Source organism: Halomonas sp. MCCC 1A13316 (genome assembly GCF_014931605.1).
GTDB lineage: Bacteria > Pseudomonadota > Gammaproteobacteria > Pseudomonadales > Halomonadaceae > Halomonas.
Window position 1 is genome coordinate 4,330,185 of the sequence record NZ_CP053382.1, and the last position, 15,689, is coordinate 4,345,873.

Here is a 15,689-nt window from a genome sequence, read left to right on the forward strand (position 1 = left end):
GCGATAAATGAGAGGCGATCAGATCAATCTGCAGAACGTCATCGCCCGCTCGGCGACTCAGGTGGAATCCCCTCAACAGCGTGACGGCGGGGTGGAGCGGGTGACCAAGCTGATCGACGTATCGCGCTGCATCGGCTGCAAGGCATGCCAGGTGGCCTGCGCCGAGTGGAACGACCTGCGCGACGAGGTCGGCGAGTGCGTCGGCGAGTACGACAACCCCCTCGACCTCACGCCCGATACCTGGCAGGTGATGCGCTTCAACGAGTACGAGGACGAGCAGGGCAATCTCGAGTGGCTGATCCGCAAGGACAACTGCATGCACTGCGCCGAGCCGGGCTGCCTCGAGGCGTGCCCGGCCCCCGGAGCGATCGTGCAGTACGCCAACGGCATCGTCGACTTCAATTCGGAGCATTGCATCGGCTGCGGCTACTGCGTGTCGGGTTGTCCCTTCGATGTGCCGCGCATCTCAAAGCAGGATCACAAGGCCTACAAGTGCACGCTGTGCTCCGACCGGGTGTTTCACGGCCTGGAGCCCGCCTGCGTCAAGTCATGCCCTACCGGCTCGATCATGTTCGGCACCCGCGAGGACATGCTGCACCTGGCCGAGGAGCGCACGAATTTTCTCAAGCGCCGCGGGCACGACAACGCTGGTGTGTACAACCCCGAGGGGGTAGACGGCACTCACGTGATCTACGTGCTGCAGCACGCCGACAAGCCGGAAATCTACAGCGGTCTGCCCGAGGATCCGCGCATCAGCCCGCTGGTCGACGCCTGGAAGGGCGTCACCAAGCCGCTGGCCTCGATCGCCATCGGAGTGGCGGCGTTGACCGGTTTCTTCCACTACGCGACCGCTGGCCCCAAGGAACATGGAGAGAAGGACGAAGCGGCGGTGCGCGAAGACGAAGCCCGCGAACGCGAGCAGGAGGAGCGCCCATGAGCCTGGCCAAATCGGATCCCGCACTGCTGCGCTACGGCGTATGGATCCGCCTCAATCACTGGCTCGTCGCGATCAGCTTCGTGCTGCTGGTGCTCAGCGGGCTGCCGTTCTTCCATCCCTTCTTCTGGTCGCTAACGGCGCTGTTCGGCGGGCCCACCATGACGCGCATCCTGCATCCTTGGATCGGCTTGTTCCTGGTTCTGATGTTCGTGCCCATGGCGATCCATTTTTTTCGGGAAAGCATAATCCGCCGCCGCGACGTCCAATGGCTCAAGCAGATCCGCGACGTGCTGGCCAATCGCGACGAAAAGCTGCCGCCGGTGGGCAAGAACAACGCCGGCCAGAAGCTGGTGTACTGGATCATGCTCGGCTGCATCTTCCTGCTGCTGATCACCGGCCTGCTGATCTGGCAGCCCTACTTCGCGGACGCCATCCCCATCACCCTGCGTCGGCTGGCGTCGCTGGGGCATGCCTTCGCCGCCTTTCTCGCCATCATTACCTTGGTCATCCACGTTTACTCGGGGATCTGGGTCAAGGGCTCGTTCCAGGCCATGGTGCGCGGCCGAGTCAGTTGGGCCTGGGCACGTCATCACCATGGCCTCTGGTACGAAGAGGAGCGCGAGAAGGCACGCAAGCATCGCGCGATCAGCCGTCGCCATGACACGCCCACGAATCGACAGGAGTCACCGTGACACATGCATTCGGCAATGCCCCAACGGGGGTGATGCACCCCCCCGAGGTCCGCCTGCCCGACGCCGACCATTTCGCCCGCCGCGCCCGGCGCCTGGAGGCACTCGCCGAGCGCGTCGCGCCGCTTGGTGATTTCCTGCGTTTCATGGCGCAGCTGGCCCACGCCCAGCAGGTTGCGCTGGAACGCACTCCGCCGAGCTGGCAGCCCGGGCCCGAGGCCTTCGCCCTGGCCCTCGAGCACGGCATGCCGCCGCTCAACGTGCAAGCGCTGCGCGACGACATCGGTGTCGGGGCCGAGCTAGACGGCCTGTTGGACGCGCTCGAGCTGCACGTCAGCGAAGCCCAGCGCACGCTGCTCGATACTCTGCGGCAACTGTCGCGGGAACAGGTCGACCGGCTAGCGGACGATGTGCTCGCGGGCGAAGCCGGAGAGGCCCATCTGCGCGGGCTGATGCCACTGGTGGCCGCCGCGCTGCAGGTTGCATGGCTGCGCCTGGCGCGCACGCTGCCCCAGGCACCGGCGCGCCCCTCCGACGAGGTGCGCACTCTTTGCCCCGGCTGCGGCTCGCCGCCGCTGGCCAGCGTGATCGAATCCGATCCGCGCTACAACGGCGTGCGGTACCTGCAGTGCGGGCTGTGCGCCACCCAGTGGTACCTGGAGCGCTCGATCTGCAGCGTCTGCGAGCAGAGCGGCAAGCTCGACTACTTGAGCCTGGCGCAAGAGAGCGACGGGGCCGTTCCCTTGCCGGCCCAGGCCGAAGCCTGCGGCGACTGCAGCAGCTACCTCAAGATCTTCCCGCGCGAGCTCGACGTCGACGCCGAACCGCTGGCCGACGACCTCGCCAGCCTGGCGCTCGACCTGTTGCTGGGCGAAGAGGAGCGTTACCGGCGTAGCGGCTTCAACCCGCTGCTGATCGTGGAGGGTTAGGACTCGCGAAAGCCGGGACGAGGAATGGACGCACCCCGGCCTGGCATGCTATGCCATAAGGGTGATGGATCCCCGCGACTGGAAGGGGATGACCGACCCCGGCATGGACATGACGACAATGGACGTTCGACGCAGCCTGCCCGCGGTGGATGCACTGCTGGGCCATCCCGACGTGCAAGAGGCCCGCCAGCGATATGGCCATCGCCTCACCCGGCGTGCCGTACGCCAGGTACTGAACGAGACTCGCCGCGACCTGGCGCAGCCGGCCTCCCCCACCACACTCGACGTGAACGACCTGGCACGCCTAGTGCTCGGTCACTTGGCCGAGTTGGCCCGGCCGGCTAGCCGCGCGGTATTCAACCTCACCGGCACCGTCATTCACACCAACCTTGGCCGTTCGCCACTCGCCGAAGCGGCCATCGAAGCCATGACGCAAGCGGCGCGCCATCCGGTGGCGCTGGAGTACGATCTCGACAGCGGCAGTCGCGGCGATCGCGATCGGCTGGTCGAGAGCCTGCTGTGCGAGCTGACCGGTGCCGAGGCCGCCACCGTGGTCAACAACAATGCCGGTGCCGTGCTGCTGGCCCTGGGGGCTCTGGGTGGCGGTCGCGAGGCGCTGATATCGCGCGGCGAACTGATCGAGATCGGCGGCGCCTTTCGCATGCCCGACATCATGGCCGCGGCGGGCTGCCGCCTGCGCGAGGTGGGCGCCACCAACCGCACCCACGCACGCGACTTCGAGCAAGCCATCGGCGAGCAAACCGGACTGATCGTCAAGGCCCACACTTCCAATTACGCCATTACCGGCTTCACCAGCAGCGTTCCCGAGACCCGCCTGGCCGAGATTGCCCACACCCACGGCCTGCCCTTTCTGATTGACCTGGGCAGCGGCGCGCTGACCGATTTCGCCGCCCTCGACTTACCCTACGAAGCGCAGCCCTCCGACGCCATCGGCGCCGGTGCCGACGTGGTCACCTTCAGCGGCGACAAATTGCTGGGCGGCCCTCAAGCCGGCATCATCGTCGGCCGCCATGCAGCGATAGAGGCCATCAAGCGCCACCCGCTCAAGCGTGCCCTGCGCCTGGACAAGCTGACCCTGGCTGGACTCGAGGCCACCCTGCGCCTCTATCGCGACAGCGATGCTCCGCAACACGATATTCCCACCCTGGCACTGCTGACCCGCCCGGAGGCCGACATCGCCGCCACCGGCGAGCGGCTGCTGCCCCAAGTCCAGGACCTGCTTGCCAACGTCACGGTGACGCTGGAGCCATGTTCGAGCCAGCTCGGCAGCGGTTCGCTGCCGGTCGATCGTCTGCCCAGCCGGGCCCTGGTATGGCGGCCCCAGGATAACCAGCGCCGCCTGCGCGAGCACCACCTGCGGCGCCTCGAGGCGGCCCTGCGCGACCTGCCCCGCCCCATCATCGGCCGGCTCAGCGACGGCGCCCTGCATCTCGATCTGCGCTGCCTGGTCGGTGCGGAAGAAGAGAAAATTTTCCTGGACCAGTTGCAAGAACTGCAGCGGCGCTATACGGCCAGCGACGGGAGCAAGCGGGCCATAGATGGTAGGAGCGCTGCCGGCGAGGCAGAGAACATCGTCGCCATCAGCGTCATGCAAGGGAGCACGCCTTGATCGTCGGTACCGCCGGCCATGTCGATCATGGCAAGACCGCCCTGATCCAGCAGCTCACCGGCATCGACACCGACCGCCTCAAAGAGGAAAAGGCGCGCGGGCTGACCATCGAGCCCGGCTTCGCCTATCCCGAGATGGCCGGCGGCGTCGAGCTCGGCTTCGTCGACGTGCCCGGTCATGCCCGCTTCTTGCATCACATGCTGGCAGGCAGCGCCGGCGTCGACACGGTACTGCTGGTGGTGGCCGCCGACGACGGCATCATGCCGCAAACCGTCGAGCATCTGCAGATTCTCAGCCTGCTGGGACTCGATCGCGGCCTGGTGGCACTGACCAAGATCGACCGGGTCGACGCCATACGTCGGCGACAGGTGCGCGAGGAGATCGCCGCGCTACTGAGCGACACGCCGTTGGCCGGAGCGCCGATCGTCGAGGCGTCCAGCCACAGCGGCGAAGGCGTGGAAGCGCTGCGCGACAGGCTATGGACCCTGGCGGCCACCCAGCGCGCCACTCCGGCACAGGGCCATTTTCGTCTTGCCGTCGACCGGGTCTTCACCAAGAGCGGCACCGGGTTGGTGGTGACCGGCACGGCCTTCGCCGGCGACGTAAGCCGGAACGACGAAGTGCGCCTGGTGCCGGCCGGCCTGAAGGCGCGAGTGCGTGGGCTGCGTCGACAGCACCGCGACAGCGAACGGGCTCAGCAGGGCGACCGCGTGGCGCTCAACCTCGCCGGGCCGGGCATCAGCCGCGAGGCGATTCAGCGCGGCGACTGGATCGTGGCCGAAGCGCTGGAGACGCCACTGCTGCGACGCCTAGACGTCCAGCTGCACCTGCTCGAGGGCGTGCCGGCGGTAAAGCACTGGGCGCCGATTCATGTGCACCTGGGCGTCTCCCGGCTCAGCGGCCGGCTTTCGCTGCTCGAGGGCCAGCGGCTCGCCCCGGGAGCGAACATGCTGGGCCAGCTGGTGCTCGACGAACCGGTGCACGCCTGCCTGGGCGATCGCTTCGTGATTCGCGACCCCGGCGGACGCCTCACTCTGGGCGGCGGCGTGGTGCTCGACGGCGACCCGCCCCGCCGCGGCCAGCGCCGCCCCGAGCGCCTGGCCTGGCTCTCGGCACTGACCGAGTGCGCGGCTGCGGGGCCACCATTCGATCTGGATCCACCGCTACGCCAAGCGTTGGAGCGACGGCCCGACGGTTTCGATCTGGTCGCCATGGCGCGCAACGCCAATGCGGATGCGGCGGAGATGACTGCGCGCATTGAGGCCCTAGGCGGCCGGGTCGTCACCGCCCAGGGCCAGCGCCGCGCCTTCTCCCAGGAAGCCTTGGCCGCGCTGCAGGCGCGCCTGCTCGACACCCTCGCCGCCAACCATGAACGTGAGCCTTCGATGCTTGGCACCGAGCGTGGCCGGCTAGCGCGCCAGACCATGCCCGAATTGCCCGAGCCGGTTTGCCGGGAGTTACTGGCGGCGCTGGTTGAGCGCGGGGCCCTGTCCGCCCACGGTCCCTTCGTTGCCCTGCCCGAACACCGCGCGGCACTGAGCGAGGCCGACGAGGCGCTGTGGCAGCGGCTCGAGCCGTTCATCGACGCCGCCTCCTTCCAGCCGCCGCGGGTGCGTGACCTGGCCATCGCCGCGGATCTCGACGAGGCGCTTATTCGCTCCGCCCTCACCGCCTGTGCTCGCCTGGGCCGGCTCTACCAGGTGCGCCGCGACCACTTCTACCTGGCCGAGACGGTGACCGAAATGGCCGCCATTCTGCAGGCGCTGGAACAGCAGCACGGCCGGATACGCGCGGCCGCCTTTCGCGACCGCATCGGCACCGGCCGCAAACTGGCCATTCACATCCTCGAATTCTTTGATAGGGTAGGTTACACGCGCCGCATCGGCGACGAGCGCGAGATTCGCCAAGCAGGCATGTGGCAGTAGTCCCGAGTACTGTCGACGAAAGGCTCACGGAAGAGGATCGACCCCCGGTGGGGCGGCCAGACTTCAAATCTGGCAGGGGCTGCCAGCGGTCCCTGGTGGGTTCGACTCCCACGCTCTTCCGCCAACCTCACCCGCCTTTCTAACCGTTGATCACTACCCTAGTACCGATCCGCAGCCACGGGTCCAGCGCGCGAATCTCCTCGTTGCTGACCGCTACGCAGCCTTCGGTCCAGTCGAAACTCTCGTGAACGAGGGGGTCGCCTCTGCCCAGGCCGTGAATGCCGATCAGCCCGCCCAGCGAGGTGGTATGCGGCGCCCGGCCATGGCGCGCGCGGTAATTCTCGATGTACCAGTACTCCTGCAAGGTGATCTTGCCGGTGTTCAGCGCTTCTTCGGCGACCTGGGCGTTGGGATAGTCGAAGCCGAAGAACAGCCCGAAGCGCGAGGCCCGGTTGATGCGGTCGACGCGAAACTCACCCAGCGGCGTCATCGAGCTGCCCTTGGCCCGCAGCGGCGCTGCGCCGCCGGCACCGAAGGCCAGATGCTCGATGCGCGTGATCACAGTCTCGCCGCGCATCACCCTTACCTGGCGGGTGCGCAGGTCAATGCTGAGCCAGACCTCGTCGGCGGTCAGCCCCTCGGGCATGGCCACAGCATCCAGCACCTGCCAAAGCGTCGGCTGGCCGGCCTGCATGCCATCGAGAGAAGCGGGAAGATTGGCCTGTGCCGTCGGTCCGAACGTCAAGAAGCCTGCCGTCAAGGCGGCAGCCTGGAAGAATGCCCTGTTCATGAGTCCCTGCCCCGTGCGTATGGAGGTATGGCTGTCGGCTTGGAACCGATCGGTTATTTATTCAGGCCAGCCGTGGCCCGCGCTACGATGATCGTGGCACGACTCCCTTCGACGGATGCTTCGCATGGCAAGGACGTGAAAGAGCGCTCTGCGGCGCTCTTGAATTGGCCTTCGCTTCGGACCCCTGGCCCGTCGGCACGGCCACTGGCCGGACCATGAGACGCATGAGTCGAATATAGCACAGGGTGCTTAAGGCGAAAGAGGGGGCGCGCCTGGTATCGTTGAAAAACGTGATCCCAGCGGCTCAGGCACTCGCCGGACAAGCATCTCCTTGGCTCTGTGCCAGTTGCTCGATGGCCTGCCTGGCCAGGGGAGAAAGCTGGCTGCCGTCCTCGCGCAGGTAGTCGATGATCTGATGCTTCATGCTGCGGGCCCAGAACTTCTTCAGGTGGGTATGGATGCGTTCGGCAGCGTCGCCGTAATGCGCATTGTTGATGGCGATCTGGTTCGCCATGTGGATCAGGGTATCGAGCTGACTGCGGCTCATGGTGACATCAACCTCCGCTGGCATGGGCTGCCGGCGCTGTCTCGACGGCCGGCTGATGATAGATGACGTGGCGCCCCGGGCGGGCGAAGCCGACCAGCTTCAGGCCCGCCTGGCGCGCCAGCTCGATGGCAAGCGAGGTGGACGCCGATACCGCGACCAGGCAACCGATGCCGGCACTGGCGCACTTCTGCACCATCTCGTAGCTGGCCCGGCTGGAGACCAGCGCGAAGCCGTGATGCGGGTCGAAGCGACGCTTCAGCATGGCGCCGATCAGCTTGTCCAACGCGTTGTGGCGACCCACGTCCTCACGCGCCAGCAGCACCTGCCCGTCGAGGTCGCACCAGGCGGCACCGTGGGTGGCACCGGTCTCGCGCTGCAGCGGCTGATGCCACTTCAAGGCGTCCAATGCATGCTGGATGGCCGCATCTTCTACCCGCGGTGCCGTCACCGAAACCACCGGGCGAATTGCCTGTTCCAGCGACTCGGTACCGCACAGGCCGCAGCCGGTGCGGCCCGCCAGGCTGCGCCGTCGCTGCTTGAGTTCCATGAAGCGCTGGGTAGCGATATCGAGGTGCACGGCGATGCCGGCGGTCTCCTCCAGCACCTCGATGCCATAGAGTTCCTCGGACGCCTCAAGGATCCCCTCGGTAAAGCTGAAGCCGAGGGCGAAGTCCTCCAGCTCCGCGGGCGTGGCCATCATTACGGCATGGGAAATGCCGTTGTAGACCAGCGCCACCGGTGTCTCCACCGCGATGCTGTCCTTCAACCGCTCGGCGCTGCTACCCCGGCGCACATCAACCGGGGCCTGGCAGCGACTCTGGTCGTCACTCATTGGCACGCTCCGTTGAGGGCTGCTTGCCCACTGCGTCCTTGCCACCGTGCAGCAGCTCGAGCTGCAGCCGGTCGAAGCTCTGGAACTGGCGCTGCCAGGCAGACGGCTGGCTGACCTTCTCGACCTGCACGGCGGTTACCTTGTACTCCGGGCAGTTGGTCGCCCAGTCGGAGCTGTCGGTAGTGATCACGTTGGCCCCGCTGCCCGGGTGGTGGAAGGTAGTGTAGACCACCCCCGGCGGCATGCGGTCGCTGACCCGGGCGCGCAGCACCGTCTGGCCAGCGCGGCTGGTGATGCCGACCCAGTCGCCGTCGCGCACGCCGCGCAGCTCGGCGTCGGCGGGATGCAGCTCGAGCACGTCCTCGTCGTGCCAGGCCTGGTTGTCGGTGCGTCGGGTCTGGGCGCCGACGTTGTACTGGGAGAGGATGCGCCCGGTGGTCAGCAGCAGCGGGAAGCGACGGTTGGAGCGCTCTTCGCTGGCCACGTAGTCGGTGATGGCGAACTGGCCGAGGCCGATGGGAAAGTCCTCGATGTGCATGGTCGGCATGCCCTGCGGGTGCTCTTCGTTGCACGGCCACTGGATGCTGCCCAGCTCGTCGAGCCGGGCGTAGCTGACGCCGGTGAAGCTCGGCGTAAGGGTGGCGATCTCGTCCATGATCTGCGCCGGATGGTCGTAGTTCATGGGGTAGCCCAGCGCGTTGGCCAGGTCCACAGTCACCTCCCAGTCCTGCTTGCCTGCCAGCGGCGGCATCACCTTGCGCACCCGATTGATGCGCCGCTCGGCGTTGGTGAAGGTGCCGTCCTTCTCGAGGAAGGAGGAGCCCGGCAGCAGCACGTGGGCGAACTTGGCCGTCTCGTTGAGGAAGATGTCCTGCACGATCAGGCACTCCAGCGAGCGCAACGCCAGCTCGACGTGCTGGGTGTTGGGGTCGGACTGGGCGATGTCCTCGCCCTGCACGTAGAGCGCTTTGAATTCGCCAGCAACAGCGGCATCGAACATGTTGGGGATGCGAAGCCCCGGCTCGTCGTCGATGGGCACGCCCCAGGCCGCCTCGAAGCGTTCGCGCACGGCGGGATCGCCGACGTGCTGATAGCCCGGCAGCTCGTGGGGGAAGGAGCCCATGTCGCAGGAGCCCTGGACGTTGTTCTGTCCGCGCAGCGGGTTGACGCCCACCCCTTCGCGGCCGATGTTGCCGGTGGCCAGGGCCAGGTTGGCGATGCCCATCACCATGCTCGAACCCTGGCTGTGCTCGGTGACGCCGAGGCCGTAGTAGATCGCGCCGTTGGCTGCGTTGGCGTAGGTGCGAGCGGCACGGCGCACCTGCTCGGCGGGCACGCCGGTGATTGCCTCGACGTTCTCCGGCGAGTGGCGCTCCTCGAGGATGAACTCGCGCCAGGCCAGGTAGCCCGACTCGTCGCAGCGCTTGGCGATGAACTCGCGATCCTCCAGCCCCTCGCTGATCACCACGTGGGCCAGAGCGTTGACCATCGCCACGTTGGTGCCGGGGCGCAGGGCGAGGTGCTGGGCGCCGCGATGATGCGGCGTCTTGAGCAGGTCGATACGCCGCGGGTCGACGACGATCAGCTCGGCCCCCTGGCGCAGACGCTTGCGCATCTGCGAGGCGAATACCGGGTGGGCGTCGGTGGGGTTGGCGCCGATGACCACGATGGCATCGGCCTTCATCACCGAGTCGAAGGTCTGGGTGCCGGCGGACTCGCCCAGCGTCGCCTTGAGGCCGAAGCCGGTGGGCGAATGACACACCCGCGCACAGGTATCGGTGTTGTTGTTGTGGAAGGCCGCGCGCACCAGCTTCTGCACCAGGTAGGTCTCCTCGTTGGTGCAGCGCGACGAGGTGATGCCGCCGATGCTCTCGCGGCCATACTTGGCCTGGATCGCCTTGAGCCGTTCGGCGGCGAAGGTGATCGCTTCTTCCCAGCCCACCTCGCGCCAGGGCTGGTCGATCGACTCGCGAATCATCGGCGTCTTGAGCCGGTCCGGATGGGTGGCATAGCCGAAGGCAAAGCGGCCCTTGACGCAGGAGTGGCCGTGGTTGGCGTCGCCGCCCTTGTACGGAACCATGCGCACCACTCGGTCGCCCTGCATCTCGGCCTTGAACGAGCAACCCACGCCGCAGTAGGCGCAGGTGGTGATCACGCTGTGCTCCGGCTGGCCCTGTTCGATCACCGATTTCTCCATCAGCGTCGAGGTCGGGCAGGCCTGCACGCAGGCGCCGCAGGAGACGCACTCGGAGTCCATGAAGGCCTCGCTCTGCCCGGCAGCGACCTTGGAGTCGAAGCCGCGCCCCTCGATGGTCAGGGCGAAGGTGCCCTGCACCTCATTGCAGGCCCGCACGCAGCGCGAGCAGACGATGCACTTGCTGGGGTCGAAACTGAAGTAGGGATTGGAGTCGTCGGTCTCGGCCGCCAGGTGGTTCTCGCCATCGAAGCCGTAGCGCACCTCGCGCAGGCCCACCGCGCCGGCCATGTCCTGCAGTTCGCAGTCGCCATTGGCGGGACAGGTCAGGCAGTCCAGCGGGTGGTCGGAGATGTAGAGCTCCATCACGTTGCGCCGCAGCTTGGCCAGCCGCGAATTCTGCGTGGTGACCTGCATGCCGTTCTCGACCGGCGTAGTGCAGGAGGCCGGCAGCCCGCGTTTGCCCTCGATCTGCACCGCGCACAGGCGGCAGGAGCCGAATGCCTCGAGATTGTCAGAGGCGCACAGCTTGGGAATGTTGATGTCGGCCAGGGCCGCGGCACGCAGCACCGAGGTACCCTCGGGCACACTGATCTCGGTGCCGTCGATCTCGAGACTGACGAGCGTCCCGGAGAGCCGCGCCGGGGTGCCGTAATCGCGCTCCGGAGAGGCGTGCTTGGGGTCGAAGTATTGCAACATGTCGTACCTCCTCCCGCTCAACGCTGCAGGTCGTCGGGAAAGTGTTTCATCACGCTCTGTACCGGGAACGGCGTCATGCCGCCCATGGCGCACAGGGAGCCGTCTACCATGGTCTCGCAAAGGTCACCCAGCAGCACCAGGTTGGCCTCGCGGTTGTCGCCCGCGCGAATGCGGTCGATCACCTCGACGCCACGCACTGCGCCGATGCGGCAGGGGGTGCACTTGCCGCAGGACTCCACGCTGCAGAACTCCATGGCGAAGCGCGCCTGTTCGGCCATGTCCACCGTGTCGTCGAACATCACCACGCCACCATGGCCGACCCCCGCGCCGACTTCGGCGAAGGCTTCGTAGTCGAGCGGCAGGTCCCACTGGCTTTCGGGCAGGTAGGCGCACAGCGGGCCGCCCACCTGCACCGCGCGCAGTGGGCGTTCGCTCGCGGTGCCGCCGCCAAAGTCCTCCATCAACTCGCGCAGGCTGGTGCCGAAGGCGAGCTCCACCAGCCCGCCGCGCTTGACGTTGCCGGCCAGCTGCAGCGCCAGGGTGCCACGCGAGCGGCCCATGCCGTAGTCGGCATAGGCCGTGGCCCCGCGGCTGAGGATGAAGGGTACAGCGGCCAGCGATAGCACGTTGTTGACTACGGTGGGTTGGCCGAAAAGGCCCTCGAGCGCCGGCAGCGGCGGCTTGAAGCGCACCATGCCGCGTTTGCCCTCGAGGCTCTCGAGCAGCGAGGTCTCCTCGCCGCAGATATAGGCGCCGGCGCCGAGTCGCACCTCGAGATCGAAGCGCCGCCCGCTGCCGAGAATGTCGGCGCCGAGATAGCCGGCGGCCTCGGCGCGGGCGATCGCCTCATTGAAGATCTCATGGGCCAGCGGGTATTCCGAACGCAGGTAGACGTAGCCTTGGGTGGCGCCCACGGCGAGGCCGGCGATGGTCATGCCCTCGATCAGCAGGTAGGGGTCGCACTCCATTACCAGACGATCGGCGAAGGTGCCGGAGTCGCCCTCGTCGGCATTGCACACGATGTATTTCTGCTCGGCCGGTGCACCGAGCACGGTCTGCCACTTGATGCCGGTGGGAAAGGCCGCCCCGCCGCGGCCGCGCAGGCCGGAGGCCTTGACCTCGTCGACGATGGCCTGGGGCTCGCGCCCCAGAGCACGGCGCAGACCACGGAAGCCGTCATGGGCATAGTAGTCGTCGATGGAGAGCGGATCGGTGACGCCGATGCGCGAGAAGGTCAAACGCTGCTGGGCCTGCAGGTAGGGAATCGACTCGGTCGGCCCCTGGCAGAGGGGGGGCATGTTGCTGCCTTCGAGCAGCCCGGCGTCGAACAGGCCGGCCACGTCGCCGGGTTCGACCGGCCCGTAGGCGATGCGCCCCGCGGCGGTCTCGACCTCGACCAGCGGCTCCAGCCAGAACAGTCCACGCGAGCCGTTGCGCACCAGCTCGACTTCGACACCGCGTGCGGCCGCCTCCCCCTGAATGCGGGCGGCGACCTCGTCGGCGCCGAGCGCGAGCGCCGTGGTCTCGCGAGGCACGAAGATCGTGACGCTCATCAGCTCACCTCCAGCACTTGGGTGGTCATCTCGTCGACCAGACGGTCGAATTTCTCGGGCGAGACCCGGCCGTGAATACTGTCGCCGATGCGCAGCGACGGGCCGCAGGCACAGTTGCCCAGGCAGTAGACCGGCTCCAGGGTTATCTCGCGATCGGCGGTGGTCTGATGGTAGTCGATGCCGAGCACTTCCCGCGCGTGCATCTCCAGCGCCCGCGAACCGCGTGCCTGGCACGCCTCGGCACGGCAGATCTGCAGCACATGGCGCCCCGGCGGCGCGGTGCGAAAGTGATGGTAGAAACTGATCACGCCGTGCACCTCGGCACGCGTCAGCTGCAGCGATTCGGCGATGATCGGCACCGCCTCGTGCGGAACATGGCCGCAGCGGTCCTGGATCGCATGCAGGATGGGAAGCAGGGCTCCCGGCTTGTGCTTCAGGGCGTCGATCTCGTCCCGAACCAGTTGGGGGGTCCACGGTTGGAAGGTGCTGTTGAGCATGGCCTGGCCTCGAAGCGAACGTATGGCGCGTATTCCTGCGGTGATACGTTCGAAGCTGCTGGTTACGGTCTAGTTATGTACTACAGTGCATATATTGGTTAGAGTGCCTGCAGCATCACTTGCTCGTGCGTAGTTTTACGTACTTGTGAAGGTAGCAGTCCTGCTTCCGTTGCGAAATATGAAAAACACAGCATATGAAACGCATTAGAATCGAACCGGCCTGGTCGTTCACCGACGAGGCCGGTAACCGCCTGGATCCGCAGCTTTTCGGGCTGCTGCAGGGCATCCATCGCAGCGGCAAGCTGACCGCGGCCGCCGCCGAGGCCGGTATCTCTTACCGCCACGCCTGGAACCTGCTCAACAAGTGGGCGGACTTCTTTGGCGTCGCGCTGGTGGAGATGCAGAAGGGGCGAGGCGCCAGGCTCTCGCCGCTGGGCGACAAGCTGCTTTGGGCACGCCAGCGGGTGGCCGCCCGGCTCGGGCCACAGCTCGAGAGCCTGGGCTCGGAGCTCAACCTTGAACTGCAGCAGCTGTTCGAAGGCGTCGAGCCGGTACTGCGCGTGCACGCCAGCCACGGCTACGCGGTGGCGCTGCTACCCCGGTTCGCCAACGACTTCCAGCTCGACCTGCAGTACTGCAGCCCCCAGGAGGCGCTGGCCGCGCTCAATCGCGGCGCCTGCGACGTGGCCGGCTACCACATGCCGACCTCGGCGACCCGCGGCCCGCTGATGCAGGGCTACCGCCGCCAGTTGCGCCCGCGCAGCCACTGCATCATTCGCTTCATCACTCGCTCCCAGGGGCTCATGGTGCGGCCGGGCAATCCCAAGGACATTGCCGGCCTGGCCGATCTGTCACGCGGCGATGTGCGCTTCATCAACCGCCAGAAGGCCTCGGGCACGCGGGCGCTGCTCGACATCCTGCTGCGCGACGCCGGGCTCTCGTCGCAGCGAATTCCCGGCTTCGAGCTGGAGGAGTACACACACTCCGCGGTGGCCGCCTACATCGCCGCCGGCATGGCCGACGTCGGCTTCGGCGTCGAAGCCGCCGCGCACCAGTTCGGCCTGGCCTTCCTGCCCCTGGCCCAGGAGCACTATCTGCTAGTCTGCCAGCGCAAAAGCCTCGCCGACCCCAGCGTCAGGCACCTGCTCGAGATGATCCGCAGCGAACCGTTCCTGCAAGCCGTCGGCGAGCTGCCCGGCTACTCGCCGAATCGCTGCGGCGAGGTATGCAGCGTCGACGAGCTGTTCGAGGAGGCTCAGCGCGACTAGGCTCCGTCGGCTCAGTACTCGACCACCACGTTACCCAGCGGCTTGCTGCAGCAGGAGAGAATGTAGCCCTCGGCGACATCTTCGTCGGTGATTCCGCCGTTGTGCTCCATGTCGACTTGGCCGGACTTGAGCCCAACTCGGCAGGTGCCGCAGATGCCCATACCGCAGGCCTTGGGAATGTGCAGACCCAGCTTGGAGGCGGCGGCGTGTACCGTCTCGCCCGGTTGAATGCGTACGCTCTTGCCCGAGCCGGAGAACTCGACGCTGAGCATGTCGGCGACATCGATCTCCTCGGCCTCTGCCTCGGCCTGTTCAGCCAGCTCCAACACATCCTCGCGCACATCCAGCGGTGTGGCACCGAAGGACTCCTCATGGTAACGGCTCATGTCGAAGTCGTTATCGCGCAGGATGCGCTTGATCGCGTTCATGTAGGGCGTGGGGCCGCAGCAGAAGATCTCCCGCTCCAGGAAGTCGGGTGCCATCAGTTCCAGCATCGGCTGAGTCAGATACCCGCGATAGCCGGCCCAGGCCTCGCCGACATCGTCTTTTTTCTCGCAAACGATATGCAGCTTGAACTCGGGAATGCGCGAGAACATGTGCACCAGTTCGCGATGGTAGATGACGTCACGGGGAGCACGGGCGCTATGGATGAACTCGACGTCGACGCTGGCGTTGGTGTCGAAAAACCAGCGGGTCATCGACATCAGCGGCGTGATGCCCACGCCGCCGGAGAGGAACAGCACCTTGTCGGCGGGAAAGTCGATCGAGTTGAAGTTGCCCACCGGACCGTGCACCGCCAGCTCGTCGCCGACGTTCATGTTGTCGTGCAGCCAGTTGGAGACCTTGCCGCCCGGCACCCGCTTGACGGAGATCGAGAAGCTGTAAGGGATCGATGGCGAACTGGAGATCGTGTAGGAGCGCATGATCGGTTCGCCATCGATCTCCAGCTCCAGGGTCACGAACTGCCCCGGCTTGAAAAAGAACAGTACCGGCTGCTCGGCCATGAAGCAGAAGGTGCGGACGTCCCAGGTTTCCTGGATCACCTTGACGCATCGCACCTGGTGGCGGCCGTTGGTCCAGGTCTGGGTCGTGACGGGGTTGAGAAAGTTCATGGTCATGTCGTGTCGCCTGGCATTGATCAGCTTGGAAGGGCTCCGACTGCGGAACACCGCCTGCCGTTGAACGAATTTTGCGCCAGG

The 15,689-nt window shown here is 66.5% G+C and carries 13 protein-coding genes and 1 tRNA gene; 7 read left to right on the forward strand and 7 right to left on the reverse strand.

Annotation, left to right across the window (positions count from 1 at the left end):
• Positions 1 to 7 precede the first annotated feature (7 nt).
• The 6 genes from fdxH to HNO52_RS20195 all read left to right on the forward strand — a co-directional run bounded on the left by fdxH (position 8) and on the right by HNO52_RS20195 (position 6,234).
• The gene (gene fdxH, locus HNO52_RS20170; RefSeq protein ID WP_197566937.1) at positions 8 to 937 is read left to right on the forward strand and encodes a formate dehydrogenase subunit beta; all 930 of its coding nucleotides are present in this window, start codon (positions 8 to 10) and stop codon (positions 935 to 937) included.
• On the forward strand, positions 934 to 1,629 hold the full coding sequence (locus HNO52_RS20175) for a formate dehydrogenase subunit gamma (protein WP_197566938.1): 696 nt from the start codon (positions 934 to 936) through the stop codon (positions 1,627 to 1,629). Before fdxH ends, HNO52_RS20175 begins: the two co-directional genes overlap by 4 nt.
• Positions 1,626 to 2,555, forward strand: a complete 930-nt coding sequence (gene fdhE / locus HNO52_RS20180) for a formate dehydrogenase accessory protein FdhE (protein WP_197566939.1) — start codon at positions 1,626 to 1,628, stop codon at positions 2,553 to 2,555. Before HNO52_RS20175 ends, fdhE begins: the two co-directional genes overlap by 4 nt.
• A 64-nt stretch (positions 2,556 to 2,619) precedes the next feature.
• Entirely contained in the window at positions 2,620 to 4,185 is a 1,566-nt protein-coding gene (gene selA / locus HNO52_RS20185) for an L-seryl-tRNA(Sec) selenium transferase (RefSeq protein WP_232090420.1), read from the forward strand.
• A complete protein-coding gene (gene selB, locus HNO52_RS20190; protein ID WP_197566940.1) occupies positions 4,182 to 6,110 on the forward strand; it encodes a selenocysteine-specific translation elongation factor in 1,929 nt (642 codons plus the stop codon). The genes selA and selB overlap by 4 nt, the downstream gene beginning before the upstream one ends.
• 28 nt (positions 6,111 to 6,138) lie before the next feature.
• A tRNA-Sec gene (locus HNO52_RS20195) sits at positions 6,139 to 6,234 on the forward strand.
• Between the two features lie 15 nt (positions 6,235 to 6,249).
• Here the strand turns inward: HNO52_RS20195 and HNO52_RS20200 are convergent.
• From HNO52_RS20200 to HNO52_RS20225, 6 genes are all read right to left on the reverse strand, one after another.
• Positions 6,250 to 6,900: a L,D-transpeptidase gene (locus HNO52_RS20200; RefSeq protein WP_197566941.1), complete on the reverse strand. Its 651-nt coding sequence runs from the start codon at positions 6,898 to 6,900 to the stop codon at positions 6,250 to 6,252.
• Between the two features lie 304 nt (positions 6,901 to 7,204).
• On the reverse strand, positions 7,205 to 7,447 hold the full coding sequence (locus HNO52_RS20205; protein WP_197566942.1) for a formate dehydrogenase subunit delta: 243 nt from the start codon (positions 7,445 to 7,447) through the stop codon (positions 7,205 to 7,207).
• Between the two features lie 7 nt (positions 7,448 to 7,454).
• Positions 7,455 to 8,279 (reverse strand): formate dehydrogenase accessory sulfurtransferase FdhD, encoded by an 825-nt coding sequence (gene fdhD, locus HNO52_RS20210; protein ID WP_197566943.1) that lies wholly within the window; start codon positions 8,277 to 8,279, stop codon positions 7,455 to 7,457.
• On the reverse strand, positions 8,272 to 11,172 hold the full coding sequence (gene fdhF, locus HNO52_RS20215; RefSeq protein WP_197566944.1) for a formate dehydrogenase subunit alpha: 2,901 nt from the start codon (positions 11,170 to 11,172) through the stop codon (positions 8,272 to 8,274). Before fdhF ends, fdhD begins: the two co-directional genes overlap by 8 nt.
• Before the next feature lie 17 nt (positions 11,173 to 11,189).
• Positions 11,190 to 12,725, reverse strand: a complete 1,536-nt coding sequence (locus HNO52_RS20220) for a formate dehydrogenase beta subunit (protein WP_197566945.1) — start codon at positions 12,723 to 12,725, stop codon at positions 11,190 to 11,192.
• Positions 12,725 to 13,222 carry a formate dehydrogenase subunit gamma gene (locus HNO52_RS20225; protein WP_197566946.1) on the reverse strand — a complete coding sequence of 166 codons (498 nt, stop codon included), beginning with the start codon at positions 13,220 to 13,222 and terminating at the stop codon, positions 12,725 to 12,727. The genes HNO52_RS20220 and HNO52_RS20225 overlap by 1 nt, the downstream gene beginning before the upstream one ends.
• Before the next feature lie 194 nt (positions 13,223 to 13,416).
• Between HNO52_RS20225 and HNO52_RS20230 the strand changes: the two genes are divergently transcribed.
• Positions 13,417 to 14,490, forward strand: a complete 1,074-nt coding sequence (locus tag HNO52_RS20230) for a substrate-binding domain-containing protein (RefSeq protein ID WP_197566947.1) — start codon at positions 13,417 to 13,419, stop codon at positions 14,488 to 14,490.
• 11 nt (positions 14,491 to 14,501) lie between these two features.
• Here HNO52_RS20230 and gbcB read toward each other — a convergent pair whose 3' ends face one another.
• Positions 14,502 to 15,608: a glycine betaine monooxygenase reductase subunit gene (gbcB, locus tag HNO52_RS20235; RefSeq protein ID WP_197566948.1), complete on the reverse strand. Its 1,107-nt coding sequence runs from the start codon at positions 15,606 to 15,608 to the stop codon at positions 14,502 to 14,504.
• Between the last annotated feature and the right edge of the window lie 81 nt (positions 15,609 to 15,689).